The 17105-nt window shown below is 72.0% G+C and carries 19 protein-coding genes; 11 read left to right on the forward strand and 8 right to left on the reverse strand.

Going from position 1 to position 17105, the window contains the following annotated elements:
* Positions 1-20 precede the first annotated feature (20 nt).
* Entirely contained in the window at positions 21-1391 is a 1371-nt protein-coding gene (locus AB0C27_RS09085; protein ID WP_357840067.1) for a glycosyltransferase 87 family protein, read from the forward strand.
* Here the strand turns inward: AB0C27_RS09085 and AB0C27_RS09090 are convergent.
* Genes AB0C27_RS09090 through AB0C27_RS09100 form a run of 3 tightly spaced genes read right to left on the reverse strand, consistent with a single transcriptional unit; the run spans position 1386 to position 3798 of the window.
* Entirely contained in the window at positions 1386-2045 is a 660-nt protein-coding gene (locus AB0C27_RS09090; RefSeq protein WP_357840070.1) for a class I SAM-dependent methyltransferase, read from the reverse strand. The two genes, AB0C27_RS09085 and AB0C27_RS09090, sit on opposite strands and share 6 nt — an antisense overlap.
* Positions 2042-2605 carry a hypothetical protein gene (locus AB0C27_RS09095; RefSeq protein WP_357840073.1) on the reverse strand — a complete coding sequence of 188 codons (564 nt, stop codon included), beginning with the start codon at positions 2603-2605 and terminating at the stop codon, positions 2042-2044. Before AB0C27_RS09095 ends, AB0C27_RS09090 begins: the two co-directional genes overlap by 4 nt.
* Complete coding sequence (locus AB0C27_RS09100) at positions 2602-3798, reverse strand: molybdopterin-dependent oxidoreductase (RefSeq protein ID WP_357840076.1); 1197 nt, start codon at positions 3796-3798, stop codon at positions 2602-2604. Before AB0C27_RS09100 ends, AB0C27_RS09095 begins: the two co-directional genes overlap by 4 nt.
* 467 nt (positions 3799-4265) lie before the next feature.
* On the opposite strand from AB0C27_RS09100, the gene AB0C27_RS09105 reads away from it, so the two are divergent.
* Positions 4266-5192 (forward strand): alpha/beta fold hydrolase, encoded by a 927-nt coding sequence (locus AB0C27_RS09105; RefSeq protein ID WP_357840079.1) that lies wholly within the window; start codon positions 4266-4268, stop codon positions 5190-5192.
* 101 nt (positions 5193-5293) lie between these two features.
* Here AB0C27_RS09105 and AB0C27_RS09110 read toward each other — a convergent pair whose 3' ends face one another.
* On the reverse strand, positions 5294-5812 hold the full coding sequence (locus AB0C27_RS09110) for a MauE/DoxX family redox-associated membrane protein (RefSeq protein WP_357840082.1): 519 nt from the start codon (positions 5810-5812) through the stop codon (positions 5294-5296).
* Between the two features lie 102 nt (positions 5813-5914).
* Here AB0C27_RS09110 and AB0C27_RS09115 point away from each other — a divergent pair, with 102 nt between their 5' ends.
* The 4 genes from AB0C27_RS09115 to AB0C27_RS09130 all read left to right on the forward strand — a co-directional run bounded on the left by AB0C27_RS09115 (position 5915) and on the right by AB0C27_RS09130 (position 9453).
* The gene (locus tag AB0C27_RS09115) at positions 5915-6409 is read left to right on the forward strand and encodes a SigE family RNA polymerase sigma factor (protein WP_357840085.1); all 495 of its coding nucleotides are present in this window, start codon (positions 5915-5917) and stop codon (positions 6407-6409) included.
* Complete coding sequence (locus AB0C27_RS09120) at positions 6406-7524, forward strand: hypothetical protein (protein WP_357840088.1); 1119 nt, start codon at positions 6406-6408, stop codon at positions 7522-7524. The genes AB0C27_RS09115 and AB0C27_RS09120 overlap by 4 nt, the downstream gene beginning before the upstream one ends.
* Positions 7525-7677: 153 nt before the next feature.
* Positions 7678-8565 (forward strand): CPBP family intramembrane glutamic endopeptidase, encoded by an 888-nt coding sequence (locus tag AB0C27_RS09125; RefSeq protein WP_357840091.1) that lies wholly within the window; start codon positions 7678-7680, stop codon positions 8563-8565.
* A gap of 177 nt (positions 8566-8742) precedes the next feature.
* Complete coding sequence (locus AB0C27_RS09130; RefSeq protein WP_357840094.1) at positions 8743-9453, forward strand: hypothetical protein; 711 nt, start codon at positions 8743-8745, stop codon at positions 9451-9453.
* A 17-nt stretch (positions 9454-9470) separates the two neighbouring features.
* Here the strand turns inward: AB0C27_RS09130 and AB0C27_RS09135 are convergent, their stop codons facing one another.
* Positions 9471-10058, reverse strand: coding sequence for a TetR family transcriptional regulator (locus AB0C27_RS09135; RefSeq protein ID WP_357840097.1), 588 nt, complete (start codon positions 10056-10058; stop codon positions 9471-9473).
* Between the two features lie 98 nt (positions 10059-10156).
* On the opposite strand from AB0C27_RS09135, the gene AB0C27_RS09140 reads away from it, so the two are divergent.
* Positions 10157-11197 (forward strand): NAD(P)-dependent alcohol dehydrogenase, encoded by a 1041-nt coding sequence (locus AB0C27_RS09140; protein WP_357840099.1) that lies wholly within the window; start codon positions 10157-10159, stop codon positions 11195-11197.
* Between the two features lie 58 nt (positions 11198-11255).
* Here the strand turns inward: AB0C27_RS09140 and dmpG are convergent, their stop codons facing one another.
* Genes dmpG through AB0C27_RS09155 form a run of 3 tightly spaced genes read right to left on the reverse strand, consistent with a single transcriptional unit; the run spans position 11256 to position 14046 of the window.
* Positions 11256-12320, reverse strand: a complete 1065-nt coding sequence (dmpG, locus tag AB0C27_RS09145; RefSeq protein WP_357840102.1) for a 4-hydroxy-2-oxovalerate aldolase — start codon at positions 12318-12320, stop codon at positions 11256-11258.
* Positions 12317-13261, reverse strand: a complete 945-nt coding sequence (locus AB0C27_RS09150; protein ID WP_357840105.1) for an acetaldehyde dehydrogenase (acetylating) — start codon at positions 13259-13261, stop codon at positions 12317-12319. The genes dmpG and AB0C27_RS09150 overlap by 4 nt, the downstream gene beginning before the upstream one ends.
* Positions 13258-14046, reverse strand: a complete 789-nt coding sequence (locus tag AB0C27_RS09155; protein WP_357840108.1) for a fumarylacetoacetate hydrolase family protein — start codon at positions 14044-14046, stop codon at positions 13258-13260. The genes AB0C27_RS09150 and AB0C27_RS09155 overlap by 4 nt, the downstream gene beginning before the upstream one ends.
* 108 nt (positions 14047-14154) lie before the next feature.
* On the opposite strand from AB0C27_RS09155, the gene AB0C27_RS09160 reads away from it, so the two are divergent.
* From AB0C27_RS09160 to AB0C27_RS09175, 4 genes are all read left to right on the forward strand, one after another.
* Positions 14155-14904, forward strand: coding sequence for an IclR family transcriptional regulator (locus AB0C27_RS09160; RefSeq protein WP_357840111.1), 750 nt, complete (start codon positions 14155-14157; stop codon positions 14902-14904).
* Between the two features lie 99 nt (positions 14905-15003).
* Positions 15004-15432: an organic hydroperoxide resistance protein gene (locus AB0C27_RS09165; protein ID WP_357840114.1), complete on the forward strand. Its 429-nt coding sequence runs from the start codon at positions 15004-15006 to the stop codon at positions 15430-15432.
* 110 nt (positions 15433-15542) lie between these two features.
* Positions 15543-16199, forward strand: a complete 657-nt coding sequence (locus tag AB0C27_RS09170) for a TetR/AcrR family transcriptional regulator (protein ID WP_357840117.1) — start codon at positions 15543-15545, stop codon at positions 16197-16199.
* 89 nt (positions 16200-16288) lie between these two features.
* Positions 16289-17104 carry an alpha/beta fold hydrolase gene (locus AB0C27_RS09175; RefSeq protein ID WP_357840120.1) on the forward strand — a complete coding sequence of 272 codons (816 nt, stop codon included), beginning with the start codon at positions 16289-16291 and terminating at the stop codon, positions 17102-17104.
* The last annotated feature ends 1 nt before the right edge of the window (position 17105 follow it).

A 17105-nucleotide genomic window follows, 5' to 3' on the forward strand; every position in this document is an offset into this window, starting at 1 on the left:
ACGAGACGCGGTGAGAGAAGATGACGCTCGACGGCGCGGCCCGCCGCCGGGTCGCCGGGACGGTCGTGCTGCTGTTCGCCCTGGTCGGCGCGCTCGTGCTGACGATGAGCGCCGGTCACCCCGCTGAGCGCGCGAGCCTGATCCGCTGGTACGCGGTGTCCTGGGTGCTGTTCGCGGCGGCGGTGTGGACGCTGCGCAGGGTGCCGGCCCGTCAGGCGGCGTTCCTGGTGATCGCCGGAGCGGCTGCGGTGACCGCCACGGGCCTGCTCGCGCCGCCGACGACCAGCACCGATTCCTACCGGTACGTCTGGGACGGCCGGGTGCAGGCGGCGGGTGTCTCCCCTTACGCCCACGCGCCCGCCGATCCCGCGCTCATCCCGCTGCGGGAGCGCTGGCTCTTCCCCGAGGGCGTGGACTGCGACTTTCCCTACCGCTACGCCGTCCACTCGGGGCCGGCCGCCCGCACGTGCACGCTGATCAACCGGCCCGACGTGCACACGATCTACCCGCCGCTGGCCGAGCTGTACTTCCTGGTCGTGTATCGGCTCTCGCCGGAAGGCGCACGGTACGAACCATTCCAGATCGGCGGGGCGCTGCTGGCGTTCGGGACGTCGCTGGTCCTGCTGGCGGCGGTCAAGCGAAGGGCCGCGTGCTGGGCGTGGTGTCCCGCCGTTCCGCTGGAGGCGGTGAACAACGCCCACGTCGACATCCTCGGCGTCCTGCTCACCGTCGCCGCCATGACCGTGCTGAGCCGGCACAGGATCTGGGGCGGCCTGCTGCTCGGTGGGGCGATCACGGTCAAGTTCCTGCCCGCGCTGGCCCTGCCAGGAGCGCTCTCCGCGCGGCGGCGGGTGCTCGGGGCACCGGCGGTCGTCGGGCCCGCCGTCCTCGTCGTGGCGCTCGCCTATCTGCCGTACGTGCTCGCGTCCCGCGCCTCGGTCCTCGGCTACCTCTTCGGCTACCTGGACGAGGAGGGGTACGACGACACGGACACCGGCGGCGGCGCCAGGTACGCGCTGCTGCGGCTGGTCCTGCCCGGCGCGGCGGCGCTGCCCGCGGCCCTCGTCCTGCTCGCGGTGGCTGCCGTGCTCGTGCTGCGCCGGGGTGACCCCGACCGGCCGTGGCACGGGGCCCTGGTGGTGACCGGGGTCGCGTTCCTGCTGTTCACGCCCGGCTACTCCTGGTACGGCCTGCTGATCGTCGCGCTCGCCGCCTTCGACGGGCGGTGGGAGTGGCTCGGCATCCCGCTGGCGGGCGCCGCCGCGTACCTGGGTGTCCACGAGCACGTCGGCACGGTCGCCTACGCGGTCGCCGCCCTGGCGGTGGTCACGGGCTCCGTCGTACGGGCGAGGCGGGTTTGGCCCGCGCTCTCGCTGCCGGAACGGTCATGACAGGACGGCGAACCAGCGCCTGGCCGCGTTCCAGCGTTCGGTGGTGGGGAACCCGCAGCGGGCGGCGAGCGGGCCGATGTCGTCGGCGGAGACCGTCGCCCAGGCGAACCAGTCGCCGGTACGGCCGTCGTGACGCAGCCGTACCCGGTCCACCGTGCTCTTCGAGCCGGGCGGGCGTACCTCGGCGATGACCGTTCCGCCCGGTCTGAGCAGTTGCCGCAGGCGCGTGAGCAGCGCCACCGGATCGCCGCCGATGCCGATGTTGCCGTCCGTCAGGAGGGCCTCCGCCCACCGTCCCGTGCCGGGAAGGGGGTCGAAGACGCAGCGCAGCAGGGCCGGGCCGCCCGCGCGGCGGGTCAGTTCGACGGCGAGGGGCGTGACGTCGATGCCGAGGGCGGGGACGCCCCTGCGGGTGAGCGCCACGGTCAGCCTGCCGGGGCCCGAGCCGACGTCCAGCGTGGGGCCGCCGCACCGGGCCAGGACGTCCTCGTCGCCCTCGATCGGGCGCAGCCAGCGCTCGGCGGCCAGTGGCCGGACGCGGCCGTCGGCGTACTCGACCTCCACGTGCCCGCCGCGCAGGCCGTGCTCGTAGACCGCGCTGCAGGACCGCCAGTCCGACAGCGTCGCGGGATCGCCGATCGCGCCGCCGCTCAACGATCCGGCCGTCCCGCGGCCCAGCGTCGTACCGCGTAGAGCAGGGCCGAGACGACGAAGAGCGCCACGGTGATCCACAACCACCGCGCCAGGTAGGGGGAGGTGCTCAGCCCGACCGCGCCCACGTAGTTGCGCTCGGCGCCGCGCAGGACGAGCGGGAACCACACCAGCAGCAACAGGCAGGACAGCGCGGCCGGCACCCGCACGTGGTTGATCAACGGGGGCCGCCCGTCCGGCCGCGCCCGGAGTTTGGAAGGGGATCGGAGCACGGCGTCGGCCGCCGAGTACAGCGGCCACAGCACCAGATCGTGGAAGACGGCGGCGCCGACGAACCACACGGCGAACCCCAGCCAGATGCCGGCCCCCACCACCCGGGTGACGGCGTAACCGGCGACCACGAAGCAGGCCACCAGCCCCAGCAGATGCCAGGGCCCGGCCCCGTAGACCCTCGCCCACGCGCCCGCCCCTTGGCCCGCCGCTCGGTCCGCCGCTCGGTCCGCCCGCCGGCGAGCCCGCCGGCGTGTCCAGCGGCCCGTCCGCCGACCGGCGTCGCGGTTCACCGGGGCTCCCGGCGGAACTCCAGCTCCCGCACCCACTTGGTGTTGTGCACGCCCGGGGCGTTCGGCACGATGATCCGCGAGGGGAACCCGTGGTCGAGGGACAAATCGGCGCCGTTCACCCGCAGTGCCAGCAGCGAACGAGGGTCGGACACCTGGCCGGCGCTGAGCGAGGCCTGGCCGAAGTAGCCCACGCGCTGCACCGACCTGGCCGTGACCTCCGCCGCCCCGGGCGGGATGCCGGCCAGCCGGGCCAGGTCCGCCAGCCGTACGCCGGTCCAGACCTGCTCGGTCGACCAGCCCTCCACGCAGGCGATCGGCAGCGCGTACGTGTGCAGCGGCAGCGCCAGCAGATCCGCCCTGGTCAGCAGCGCCCGCCCGGCGCCTACGAGCATCAGCCGCCACGCGTCACCGGTGTCCGCCTCGGTGACGCCGAGGCTCGCCGCCGTCTTGTTGACCTGGAAGTCGTTGGGCCCCGTCCCGTACTCGCGCCCGTGCGGCGCCAGCAACGCCGTGCGCCGCAGCGGCCCGTCGAGCGTCTGCCCCGCCGACAGGCCGAACATCAGCGCCGAGCCGCCGCCGACGAACGCCAGCAGGCCGCGCCGCGACATGGTGGGCGGCGCCGGGTCCACCGGCACCAGGCCGTCGGGGTCGGGCGGCTCGGGCCGCGTGCCGGCCAGGCCCGTACGCAGTTCGCGGCGCAGGTCCCTGGACCGCACCGCGCGGATCGCGGCCGGCAGCCGTACGCCCACGTGCACGGCCAGCGCCGCCAGGAAGATCCATGCCCCGTACAGGTGCGCCGGGTAGAAGGAGAAGGGGAAGACGTAGAAGAGCTGGATGTTGAGAATGCCGGTGGCGAACTGGAACCCGGCGCCGCCCACCAGGAGCAGCAGGCTGACGCGCTCGACGGCCTGGGCGAGCGAGCGCGTCGGCGGCCAGTCGAACAGCTTGGGGATCACCGACCACAGCTTGGCCAGCAGCACCGGCACCAGCGTCAGCCCCAGGATGACGTGGGCGCCCTGGGTGACCCGGTACAGCCAGGCCGGGCTTGTCGGCCAGTCGAACAGGTAGAAGCCCAGCAGGCCCTTGCCCGGGGTCGTGTCGTTGCCGGGCAGCCGGGGGTCGTACGCGGCGTACGACAGCAGACCGGTGAGCGCGACGACGGTCAAACCGGCGAGCAGGACCAGGCCGAGCACCGACGTGAGCCAGGGACCGCGCAGCGGGCTGCGCCAGAAGCCCGGACGAAAGGGTCCGGGAGGGTTGCGCCAGAATCCTGGACGAAACGGTCCGGGTGGCCCGCCTCCCGCCCGGCTCCGCGCGGCGGACGCGTGCCGCTCATGAGCGCGCCCGGATGGCGTATCCGGCACAGATCCCCCCGAAGCCGTTGTCGAATGCTGGATGTCTTTACCGCAAACGGCGCGCTCAAAGTAGGGCGAGGGTAAGCATTCCGCCACGCTCTGGCGTACGGCCCTTCACAGCGTGGGGAGCGAGGTACGGCGCCTTTGTCCCCCGTGCGAGCTATCCCCGAATGTCCACCGTGCGGGGACGACCCGTGGTGCCCCGGTTCCCTAGCGTTGTCGACGTGACGACAGCGGTTCGAGCCGCTTCCCGCCACCGCCGGTGCGAATCCGCCCGGCGCCGATGAGCTACCTGGGAGAACGCCATGCTCCGCACGTTCAAGGCATCAGCTGCGGCCGTACTGTGCTGCACCGTCGTCGGCGTGGGGATCGCTGGCGCACCGGCTGCCTCGGCTGACGAGTGGGACCCCTTCGCGAAGACCAACGCCGAGAGCTGGGACCCCTTCGCCGGGCGCAAGGCCGACCCGTTCGTCGGCACCAAGAAGATCAAGGTCGAGGGCAAGCAGGTGAACGTGTCCTGCTCGGGCCGCCAGGGGCGGGGCAAGCCGGTCGTGGTGCTGCTGCACGGCGCGGGTGACGGGGTGGAGAAGCTGGCCGCGCTGCAGAAGACGCTGAGCAGCAGGAACCGGGTGTGCTCCTACGACCGGCTCGGCGCCGGGGCGAGCGACCAGCCCGACGGCCCGCAGAGCTTCACGAGCACCGGGAAGATCCTGTCCGGGGTGCTCGACCGGATCGCCGGTGACGCGCCGGTCGTGCTGGCGGGGCACTCGCTGGGCGGGCTGATCGCCGCCAGGTACGCCCCCGAGCACCGCGACCGGGTCAAGGGCCTGGTGCTGATGGACGCGACCCCGGCCACCATGATCGCCGACCTCAAGAAGGCCATCCCGGCCTCCGCCACGGGCCCGGCCGCCGAACTGCGCGCCCAGAACCTCGCCATCTTCTCGGGGCAGAACCCGGAGAAGCTGGTCATCCCCGACGGCAGGGTCCGTTCGGCCGGCCGGATCCCGGTCGAGGTGCTCAAGCACGGCAAGCAGTACCTCGCCGCCATTCCCACGTACGGGCCGAAGCTGGAGCGGGCCTGGTCCGCGGGCCAGCGCGCCTGGCTCAAGCTGTCCACCCGCAGCAGGCTGACCACGGCCGAGAACAGCGAGCACTACATCTACGTCGACCAGCCCGAGGTCGCCGTCAAGGCCATCCAGCGCGTCGCCGCCCAGGCCACCCGCCACCGCTGACCGGCCACGGGCCGCATCCCCAGACCCGCCGCCGCAGGGCCGCCCCCTGCGGCGGCTTTCGCCGTCACCTGTGGTGACGACGACGGCGATCACGTACGGCGTCACGTACTCCCAGAAACCGGCAGGAACAGGCCGGCGAGGTCGTCGAAGGCGATCAGGAGGACGGCGCCGACCAGCCCGGCCGGCACCGCCAGAGCGAGACCGGCCCCGGTCACGGTCCCGCCGGTGAACGCCAGCGCCACCGCACCCACCCCGACCACGAGCAGCAGCAGCCCGTTCCGAACCAGATGCACCGGGCCGAGCGGCGTCACCGACGCGCCGAAGCACCGGCACGGCTCGCGCCGCCCCCCGCGCAGGGAGAAGGCGATCCACGCGGAGAACGCGACCAGCAGCCCCCCGCCGGCGGCCAGCCCCGCCCACGGAAGCACGACCAGGCCGGCCGCGGCGACGACCTCCACGACCGCCGTCGCCAGCGCGGCGGGGAACCGGATCGGGCCGGGCAGCGCCCCCAGCGTGGCGGCGAAGGACCGCAGCGCGGCACGGCTGCGCAGCTTCGTGTACGCGGAGACGACGAAGACCGTGGCGAGCAGGGCCTGACTCGCCACCAGCACGTGAACCATGACCTCAGATGCTCGCCCGGCCCGCTAGCGCGCCACTAGCGCGGCCCGGGTCATACGTTGGGCGTTCCAACCCTGAGTCCCTCGGCGGAGTTGTTCACGTACATGGACCGATACGAGGGGTTCCATGAGTTCGTGCACGCCCGGCAGCAGTCGCTGATGCGGACCGCGTACCTGCTCACCGGAGACCCCCACCTCGCCGAGGACCTGTTGCAGACGGTCTTCACCCGGGTCGCCTCCCACTGGGCGAAACTCGCCAAGGGCGGCAACCCCGAGGCCTACGCCCGCAAGGCCCTGGTGAACCAGACGATCTCGTGGCGCAGACGCAAGCGGGCCGAGTTGCCGGGAGCCGAACTCCCCGAGTCGGCCACGCCGGGACAGCCGCACGACGAGGCGACCGTACGCCGGCTGGCCCTCCGCGACGCGCTGGCCAAGCTCACGCCGAAGCAGCGCGCGGTGATCGTGCTGCGCTTCTACGAGGACCGCTCGGAGCGGGAGACCGCCCGGCTCATGGGCGTCTCGATCGGCACCGTCAAGAGCCAGACCAACTACGCGCTGGCCAAGCTGCGCGGGCTCACCCCCGAGGAGGTGTACCGATGAACGACATGTTGCGCGAGGACCTGCACGCGCTGGCCGAGCAGGCACCCACCGTCGATCTGGCGGCGCGGGCGGTGCGGGGCGCGCGCAGGAGGCGCACGACCCGGCTGGCCGTGCTGACCGGCGCCGTGCTGACCTGCCTGGCCGTGGTGGGAGGCGGAGTCGTGTCGGCGTGGCTTCGTCCGGCGCCCCCGATCGTGATGGCGCCGCCGGAGACGAAGGTGCTGCCGCTGCCCGCCGACGGGGTCGAGCCGGTGCAGTACGCCTACCGGGCGGCATGCTCCAGCGACCCCTGTGGGAAGACCCCCTGGCGGATCGTGACGAACCAGGGCGACACCTACCGGCTCGGGGACGACCTGGCCGGGCCGTTGCAGGTCACGGCGGACGGTCGCAGGATCGCGTACTACAGCACGAAGCACGGCAGGATCGTCGTGCGCGACCTGGCGAGCGGCAAGACGTGGCGGTCGCCGTTGAAGCAGCCCGAGGAGGACTTCGAGGTCGAGTACGCGCTGCGCCTGTCGCCCGACGGGCTGCGGTTCATCGTGTCAGGATGGGGCGGCCGGCGAGCGCCGAACAAGCTGGTGGACGTGCGGCGCGGCACGGTGACCGACCTAGCCCGCGGATGGTGGCCGGTGAGCGTGGCGGACGGTTCCGGCCCCGTGGTGCTGGCCAAGCCGTACGACGACACCAGCCAGGTGTGGGTGCTCGGCCACGACCCGATCACCATCCCCGACTTCACCTACCACTACAGCGCCCTGGCGCCCGACGGACGCACCCTGGCCAGGGTGGGGCAGACCTACGACCGGGACCGGCGGCCGATGGTGCGGCCGGACGGATCCATCGTGACCATCGACGCCACGCGGGGCGGAGAGGAGCGCCGTATCCCGGTCTCCGGGCTGCCGGAAGGGCAGTATCCCGCGCGGCTGGGCGGCTGGCTGAGCGCCACGGAGGTGACCCTGATGGCCGTCGCCGAGCCCGCGAACGTCACCCCGGGCGGAGCCAGGCGCCCGAGCCGGGGTGCCGCGGTGGTCTACGCGGTGGACGTGCGGACGGGCGCGAGCCGGGGTCTGTTCGCGCTGCCCCAGGACGTCGCCTTCGTGGTGCCGGGGCTGGTGTAGCCACCCCCCGCCAGTGGACTGACAGGCCTGCGATCCCCCGTACGAGCTACCGTACGAAGCCCGTCACAGGGGGATGGCAGGTCAAACCCCGATCTCTAGTGTTTTTCTCACCGCGGAAAACGCCGCGGAGACCTGACCGAGAGGAACACGATCGTGGCGTCCACGGAGCACCAGGAGATCCATCCGCAGGCCGGCCTGTCCACGACCCGGCGCCGGCTGCGTACCTTCCGCCTTCCCGTCCTGCTGGTCGCGCTGTTCGCCGTGATGACGGTGATCGCCGGGATCAACCAGCTCGTCGCGCCCGTCCCGGTGCTGGCCCTGCCGGTGGGCGTCGGCCTGGCCGTCGCGGCGGTCGTCGCCTACCGCCGCCTCTCCGGCGCCGTCGAGCTCCGCCAGGACATCCCCGAACTGGACAAGGCGGACCGGCGGGCTCGGCTGCGGCAGGGGACGCTGCTCGGGTTCGGGCTGTTCACCGGGCTGATGGCGCTGATCGCGGTGTTCGGCGGCTGGCAGGCCGTCTCCTGGGGCTCCTTCGGCGGCCTCCTCGGCGCCGTGGGCATGATGGCGAGCGTCGCCGTCGCCGAGGAACTGCTGTTCCGCGGGGTCCTGTTCCGGATCATGGAGGAACGGCTCGGCACCGTGATCTCGCTGGTCGTGTCCATGCTGCTGTTCGGCGCGACCCACCTGGTGAACGTCAACGCCACGCTGTGGGGTGTGCTGTCCATCGCCCTGACCGGCGGAGCCATGACGACCGCCGCGTACGTCGCCACCCGCTCGCTGTGGCTGCCCATCAGCCTGCACTTCGCCTGGAACTTCACCCATGTCGGGATCTTCGGGGTCACGCTCTCCGGTTCGGACGCCCCGGTCCACGGCCTGCTGAACGTCACGCTGACCGGCCCGTCCGCGCTGACCGGCGGTATCTTCGGCCCCGAGGCCAGCCTGCTCGCCCTGGTGGTCTGCCTGGTCCCCACGATCGTGCTGTTGCGGCGGGCCAAGCGCACCGGCCAGATCCGGCCCCGCCGCCGTACCAGCTCCTCGTGAAGCGCGGCCGATGCCGTTCGTGAGACACCGTTGGCGAAGCAGATCAAGAAGCAGCGGCCCCGTGATCACATTCGTGATCACGGGGCCGCTGGTGTTCAAGGAGCTGACTTTCGTAGGGGGTGCCGGGTGACGATCGGCAGATGAGTCACCCGGCTCGCCCCTGACAGGCTCACCGCCGTGACCACTCACTTTCCCGGACGGTGGATCGGTGGTGCGACGCTCGTCCTGGGCCCGGTCGTCCTGTGCGCCGGGTACCTGCTGCGCCACCTGAGCACGATCACCGCTCTCACCCCTCAGCAGCAGGCCTGGGCCGAGGCGCGGCCGTTCGCCGCCTACGGTCAGCTCCTCGCCTACGCCTCGGATCCCGCCCTGCTCACTCTCGCCTACGCGATCTTCGCACTGGGGGCGCTGGCGCTCTTCCCCGCTTTCGTCGCCCTGGCTCAGCGGGTCGGCGGCGGCCTCGCCTTCTGGGGCGCCACGCTGCTGGTCGCCGGACTCTTCGCCCGCCTGTACTTCGCCGGTGCCGACCAGACCGCCTTCCAGCTCACCGAGGTCCTCGGGCCGGGCCAGGCGACGAACGCGATCATGCGGGAATACGTCGACATCTCCTACGGACCGTGGCGAGTGCCCGTCTGGGCCTCGGCCGGCCAGTACGCGGGCTCGCTCCTCCTGGCCGTCGCCGCCTGGCGCTCAGGCGTCTTCGGCACCGCCCGCGCCGTGATGGTGCTGCTGGCAGGAGGCACGTGGATGGGCGTGCTGAAGGGCGCCTCCATCCCCGACGTGCTGGTCACCGGCCTGCTCTGCGTGGCCTTGGTCCCGCTGGGCGTGCGGATGCTGCAGGACCGGCTGACGATTCCTGCCGGACGTCCGAAGGTGCTGAGCTGGTGAAAGGCGTCCAGGGGACGTCAGCCGGGCGCGACGGCGCGCCGTACGGACTCCCTGAGCAGGTCACGGCGGCGCTCGTGCACCTCGGCGGGCTCATCGTCGGACGCGGCGTAGACGTTGCTCACCGGCGACCAGGCCATGGACATCGCGATGACCAGCGCCATCAGATCGAACGGATCCCCCTGACGCACCCGCCCCGCCGCCTGGGCCTCGGCGATGGCCCGCAGCTTGTGGTCGTCGAGGCGGTCGTGCTCCGCCACGAGGAGGCCGGTCGGCCGGCGCTCCAGCCGGGCCCAGGTGGCCAGCCGGATGAGATCGGGGCGGCGGAGGTATTCGTCGTAGAGGCGCACGGCCCAGTCGGCGAGGTCGGCGGCGTCGATGGGGACGACGTTGACGATCCGCTCCAGCGAAGCGAAGAAGATCGCGTCGAAGAGCCGTTCCTTGTTGCCGAAGTAGCCGTAGAGCTGGGCCTTGTTGGTGCGCGCCGCGGCCACGATCCGCTCGATGCGGGCCCCGGCGATGCCGTACCGGGCGAACTCCTGGGTGGCCACGTCGAGGATGCGCTGGTACGTCGCGGCGCCGCGTGTGGTCAGGGGCTGGTCCGCCATGGTCGTTCACGCTACCAGACAGAACAGTTGGTTTGCTTTCGGCGGCCGAGCGTGCCTACGATCGAATAAACCGAACAGTCTGTTTAGGGAGAACCGTTGTGCGTACGACGACCGGATGGCAGCTGAACGGCCCGGCGACGCTGCGGCGCACCGAGCTGAAACGGCGCGACCTGCGCCCCGACGACCTCGCGGTCCGGATCGACTACTGCGGCGTCTGCCACAGCGACCTGCACGCGATCCGCCACCACGACGGCTCCGCCGGCGAGCCCCTGGTGCCGGGCCACGAGTTCACCGGCGTGGTGACCGAGACCGGGCCCGCCGTCACCCGTTTCGCCCCCGGCGACCCCGTCGCGGTCGGCAACATCGTCGATTCGTGCGGCGAGTGCGCCATGTGCCGGGCGGGCCAGGAGAACTTCTGCCGCGCCTTCCCGACCCTCACCTACGGCGGCACCGACCGGCAGGACAGATCCACCACGCTGGGCGGCTTCTCCCGCGAGTACGTCGTCCGCGAAGGCTTCGCGTACCCGCTTCCGCCCGGCCTCGACCCGGCCGTCGCGGCTCCGCTCCTCTGCGCCGGCGTCACCGTCTGGGAGCCCCTGCGCGCCCTGGGCGTGGGCCCCGGCAGCCGGGTCGCCGTGGCGGGGCTGGGCGGCCTCGGGCATCTCGCGGTCAGGATGGCCGTGGCACTCGGCGCCACGACCTCGGTCATCAGCCGCTCGGCCGGCAAGGCCGGCGACGCCCGCAGGCTCGGCGCTCAGGGGTTCGTCGTGTCCACCGATCCCGATCAACTGGCCGCCGCGCGCGACACGTTCGACGTCGTCATCGACACCGTCTCCGCTCCGCACGACCTCGGCCCGTACCTGCGGTTGGTCGCCATGGACGGCACGCTCAGCCACCTCGGCCACCTCGGGCCGGTCACCGTGGACACCATGGACCTGCTCGTCGGGCGCAAGAAGCTCAGCTCCGCCGGCAGCGGCGGCCGTCCCGCGACCGCCGCCATGCTGGAGTTCTGCGCCGAGCACGGCATCACGGCCGAGATCGAGCTGCTGCCCTCGGCGCGGGTGAACGAGGCGCTCGACCGGCTCGGCCGCAACGACGTCCGCTACCGCTTCGTCCTCGACCTGTCCGACTTGGACTGAGGGGACGGTTCGCCTGGCCCCGACCTGTCCGACCTTGGATGATCATCGTCCGGTCCGGTCACGAGGACGACGCGGCGAGGTCGAGGGCGATGTCGGCGATCAGGTCCTCCTGACCTCCGACCATGCCGCGCCGGCCCGCCTCGACGAGGATCGAGCGGGTGTCCAGGCCGTAACGCGCCGCCGCTGCCTCGGCGTGGCGCAGGAAGCTCGAATAGACGCCGGCATAACCGAGGGTCAGCGTCTCGCGGTCGACGCGCACCTCGCGGTCCTGCAGCGGCCTGACGAGGTCGTCGGCGGCGTCCATCAGCGGGAACAGGTCGCAGCCGTGATCGAGACCGAGCAGGTCGGCCACCGCGACGAACGCCTCGATGGGGCAGTTGCCGGCCCCGGCGCCCTGCCCGGCCAGGGAGGCGTCCACGCGGCAGGCGCCGTTCTCCACCGCGACCACGCTGTTGGCCACGCCCAGCCCCAGGTTGTGGTGGGCGTGGATGCCGATCTGGGTCTCCGGCCGAAGAACGTCCCGGTACGCGCGGACCCGGTCCCGTACGCCGTCCATGGTGAGCCGCCCGCCCGAGTCGGTCACGTAGACGCAGTGCGCGCCGTAGGACTCCATGAGCCTGGCCTGCGCGGCGAGCTGGGCCGGCTCGGCCATGTGGGACATCATCAGGAAGCCGGCCACGTCCATGCCCAGCTCGCGGGCGGCAGCGATGTGCTGCGCGGAGATGTCGGCCTCGGTGCAGTGCGTGGCGATCCGGACCGAGCGGATGCCGAGCCGGTGCGCCTGGCGCAGGTCGTGCAGGGTGCCGATGCCGGGCAGGAGCAGGGTGGTCGGCACGGCCCGCCGGGTGACGTCGCAGACCGCCTCGATCCACTCCCAGTCGGTGTGCGCGCCGACCCCGTAGTTGATGCTCGAACCGGACAGTCCATCGCCGTGCGCGATCTCGATGGCGGCCACGCCCGCCGCGTCCAGCGCGGCGGCGATCGAGCGCGCCTGCTCGACGGTGTAGCGGTGCCGGATGGCGTGCATGCCGTCCCGCAGGGTCACGTCCTGGACGTAAAGGCTCGTGATCGGCTGGCCGGTTGAAGGCCGGCTCGTTGTCCGGCTCGTCGGCTGGTCCGTCATGAGCTGCTCTCCTTGCGGTGGGCGGCGATCCGCTCGGCGGCCCGCAGGGCGGCCGAGGTCATGATGTCGAGGTTGCCCGCGTAGGCGGGCAGATAGTGCGCGGCGCCCTCGACCTCCAGGAACACCGACACCTTGATCCCGCCGCCGGGCGCGGCGGGCGGGATCAGCCGGTGCAGCGGGTCGTCGGCGGCGACGGTCTCGAACTGCACCTTCTGCTTGAGCCGGTAGCCGGGCACGTACGCCTGCACCCGCCCGACCATCGCCTCGACCGATGCGGTGATCGCTTCGGTGTCGGCGTCGGAGACGAGGCAGTGGACGGTGTCACGCATGATCAGCGGTGGCTCGGCCGGGTTGAGCACGATGATGGCCTTGCCCCGCGCCGCGCCCCCGACCCGCTCGATCGCCGACGCGGTGGTCTCGGTGAACTCGTCGATGTTGGCCCGCGTGCCCGGTCCCGCAGAACGGGAGGAGATCGAGGCGACGATCTCGCCGTAGTGCACCGGGGTGACCGCACCGACCGCCGCCACGATCGGGATCGTCGCCTGGCCGCCGCAGGTGACCATGTTGACGTTCGGGGCGTCGAGGTGCTCGTCCAGGTTGACCGGCGGCACGACGTAGGGCCCGAGCGCCGCCGGGGTGAGGTCGATGACGGTGCGGCCCAGGGGGCGCAGGATCTCGTCGTGGCGCCGGTGCGCGCCGGCCGAGGTCGCGTCGAAGACGTACTCGACCTCGGCGAACTCGTCCAGCCGGACGAGTCCGTCCACACCCTCGTGGGTCGTGGCGACCTTGAGGCGGCGCGCCCTGGCCAGCCCGTCGGACTGGGGGTCGATGCCGGCCATGGCGGCCAGGCCGAGCCGGTCCGACAGCCGCAGCACCTTGATCATGAGGTCGGTGCCGATGTTGCCCGAGCCGATGATCGCCACCTTGGCGAGCGCGCTCACGCCGCTTCCCCGAAGCCGACGGTGACGGAGCCCAGGCCGGAGATCCGCGCGGTGAAGACGTCGCCGGGCACGGCGGGGACCATGGGGCCCAGGGCCCCGGTGAGGACGACGTCGCCGGCGCGCAGGGGTTCGCCGCGGCGGGCCAGCGTCGAGGCCAGCCAGGCCGCGGCGTTGAGCGGGTCGCCCAGGCAGTCGCGGCCGGTGCCCTCCGAGACCAGCTCATCGCCCCGGTACATCCGCATCGAGACGTCCGCCGGTTCGACCTCCTCGATGGACAGGTGATCGTCGCCGAGAACGAACAGCCCGGAGGAGGCGTTGTCGGCCACCGTGTCGACGATCGTGATGTCCCAGCCGGCGATCCGGCTGTCCACGATCTCCAGCGCGGGCCGGACCGAGGCCGTCGCCGCGCGTACGTCGGCCGGCGTGCAGCCGGGACCGGTCAGGTCGGCGCCGAGGACCAGCGCGATCTCCGCCTCGATCTTGGGCTGGAGCAGCCGCCCGGCCGGTACGGAGCCGCCGTCGGCCAGCGCCATGGAGGCGAACAGCGCCCCGAAGTCGGGCTGGTCCACCCCGAGCTGGCGCTGCACGGCCGGCGAGGTCAGGCCGATCTTGCGCCCGGTGAGGCGATGGCCGGCCGCGATCAGGCGCTCGTTGTTGCGCCGCTGGACGTCGTAGGCGGCGTCGATGTCGCCGTCGGCGAACAGGTCGCGGATCGGCGGGCACGGCGTGCCGGTGGCGGTCGCGGTGGCGAGCAGGTCCGCGGCCTTCTGGACGGTGGCGCTCATCGTGGCTCCCGGTGCGAGCGGGTCGAGGGCATCGGCGGACCTCCGAAGGGATGGCTGTGAACGTCCCAGGTATAGGCGGCGGAGCGGGCGTGTGCCAAAGTTCGTTCCGTGCACCGGAACAGCCCACCTGTGAACATGCTGGACAAGGCCATGTCCATCCTGGACGTCTACCGCCCTGACGGTGGCTCGTTCCGTCTGACGGAACTCGCGGCCAGAGCGGGGCTGGCCAAGACCACGGCTTTCCGCCTGATCGGCGACCTCGTCCGGCTCGGCCTGCTGGAGCGCGACGGGGAGCGCTACCGGCTCGGCGGCACGCTGTTCGAGCTGGGCTCGCTCGTCCCGCGCCGGCACGACCTGCGCGAGAGCGCGCTGCCGTTCCTCCAGGACCTGTTCGAGAGCACCCGCCAGACCGTGCACTTCGGGATCCGCGACGATCGTGACGTCGTCTACCTCGAACGCATCCACGGTCATGACGCCGTCCCCCTGCCGTCCCGGATCGGCGGCCGGCTGCCGCTCACGTGCACCGCGATCGGCAAGGCGCTGCTCGCGTTCTCCGGGCCCGAGCTGGCGGACGCGATCCTGGCCGCGCCGCTGCCGCGGCTGACCCCGTACTCGGTCACCGATCCGTTCCGGCTGCGTACGGCGCTGGAGCAGACCCAGGTGTCGGGGCTCGCGTATGAGGAGCAGGAGGCGGCGCTCGGGATCAGCTGCATCGCCGCCCCGGTGTTCGCCGGTGCGGGCGAGCCCGTCGCGGCGCTGTCGGTGGCGGTGCCGCGCGAGCACTTCCGGCCGGCCCACCTCGCTCCGGCGGTGCGCACGGCCGCGCTCGGGCTCTCCCGCACACTGCGCCGGAGTTGATTTCAAAAAGGTAGAACGTTCGGTCTTGACGTTCGAGTCGTAGGCCGTCATGATGCGTTGAGGGAGAACGTTCGGTCTTCTAAGGAAGGAACCGCGACCATGAGCCAACCCCTTTACACCGGCATCGCCACCTCTACCGGGGACGGCAGGGCGGGAGGAAACGCGCGGACCGACGACGGCCTGCTCGACGTCACCCTGGCCATCCCGAAGGAGATGGGTGGCCCCGGCGGCGCGACCAACCCGGAGCAGCTGTTCGCGGCCGGCTGGGCCTCCTGCTTCCACTCGGCGCTCAAGGCCGTGGCCGCGCAGCGGAAGACGCCGATCACCGACTCGGCGGTCATCGCCGAGGTGCAGGTGCTCCCGACTCCGGAGGGCGGGTTCACGCTCAGCGCCGCTCTGCACATCGAGCTGTCCGGCGTGGACCAGGCGACGGCGGACGCGCTCGTCGACGGCGCCCACGCGATGTGCCCCTACTCCAACGCGACGCGCGGCAACATCCCGGTCACCCTGGACGCGACCGTCGCCTGAACCCCGGTGGCCGGGCCGTTGCGGACCCCTTCGGCCCGGCCACCGGCTCCACCCCGCGCTCTGTGATCATCGTTTGGGTGCCGCCGTCCGAGCGGATCTATCATGGCCGCATGGTCAGGGAATCCGGCTCCGCGCCGGCCGCTGCCGGTCTGAGCAGCCGCGAGGTCATCTTGAACGCGGCGCGCACCCTCATCGGCGAAAAGGGCTACGACGGCATGGCCATCTCCGACCTGTGCGCACAGTCGGGGCTGCCGCCCAGCTCGATCTACTACCACTTCGGCAACAAGCTCGGCGTCCTCGCGGCGCTCCTTGAGCGCACCTTCGACGAGCTGCACGCGCTGTTTCCCAATCCGTCCTCGTTCGACGACCTCGCGCCGCTGGAGCGGCTCGAAGCGTGGTTCTCAGCCGCGTGCCGCTCGCTCGACCGGCGGCCCGACTACCTCCGGCTGCTCGTCGCGATCAGCGTCGGGCCGCAGAAGGACGCCGAGGTGGTGCGCAAGACCGTGCGCCGCATCCGCGACTACGCCCACGCGTCCTGGGTCGACGCGCTCACGCCCATCTTCGCGCCCGAGGGCGGCGAGGCCGCCGAGGCCCTCGTCCAGCGGCTGGCCATCCTCGGCCGCGCCCTGACCGACGGTCTGTCGGTGACCAACAGCTTCGACGAGATGTCCTACAGCTCGCAGGTCACGCCGTTCGTCGCCCTGGTCCGCGGCCTCGCGGAGCACCGCGACGGCGCGCAGCGGCTCTTCGACGACAGCGAGGCCTGACCTCAGGAAATCCGCACCGAAGTCACTCTTGATAACACTGCCGAAATTTGTATAGTGAACGCTACATACACCAGCTGAGAGGCGGCGGAGTGACGAACACGTTGGATGTCGGTGACCTGCGCCTGGCCTACACCGAGGCCGGCGCCGGCGCCCCGGTCGTGTGGCTGCACGGCTCAGGACCGGGCGCCACCGGTCTGAGCAACTTCGGCGGCAACCTGCCCGCCTTCGACGACTACCGCAACATCGTGATCGACCTGCCGGGATGGGGAGACACCCCGCGACCCGAGCTGGACGAGCCGCTGATCTTCCACGCCGCAGAACGGGTGTGCCGGGCGATGACGGCGCTGGGGATCGAGCGGGCCCACCTGGTCGGCAACTCCTACGGCGGCGCCGTGGCGATGCGGATCGCGATGCTCCACCCGGAGCGCGTGGACCGGCTCGTTCTCATGGCGCCGGGCGGAGTCCTCCCGGCGGACGCGCCGCCCTGGCCCGTCGGCCTGGACCGCCTCTTCGCCTACATGGCCGCCGCCAAGCCGTCGCGCGAGGCCATGGCCGAGTTCGTCCGGCTCATGGTCTACGACGAGAGCCTCGCGACCGAGGAACTCATCGACGAGCGCTACGAGGCGAGCCTGCGCGCCCACCCCGAGCTGCCGATTCCCCCGAACTTCGGCGACCTGACCCACGACCTGGGCCTCATCGCCGCCCCCACGCTGCTCGTGTGGGGCAGGGAGGACCAGACCGTCCCCCTGACCTGGGCGCCCAAGATCCTCGACGGGATCCCGGACGCGGAACTGCGCGTGCTGCCGCACTGCCGGCACTGGGTCCAGTACGAGCGCGCGCCCGAGTTCAACCACATCGTCCGCGAGTTTCTGCAGGGCGGAGCAGCCGCCGCATCGGAGGGATGAC

This window comes from Nonomuraea sp. NPDC048882, assembly GCF_040649755.1.
Classification (GTDB): Bacteria; Actinomycetota; Actinomycetes; order Streptosporangiales; family Streptosporangiaceae; genus Nonomuraea; species Nonomuraea maheshkhaliensis.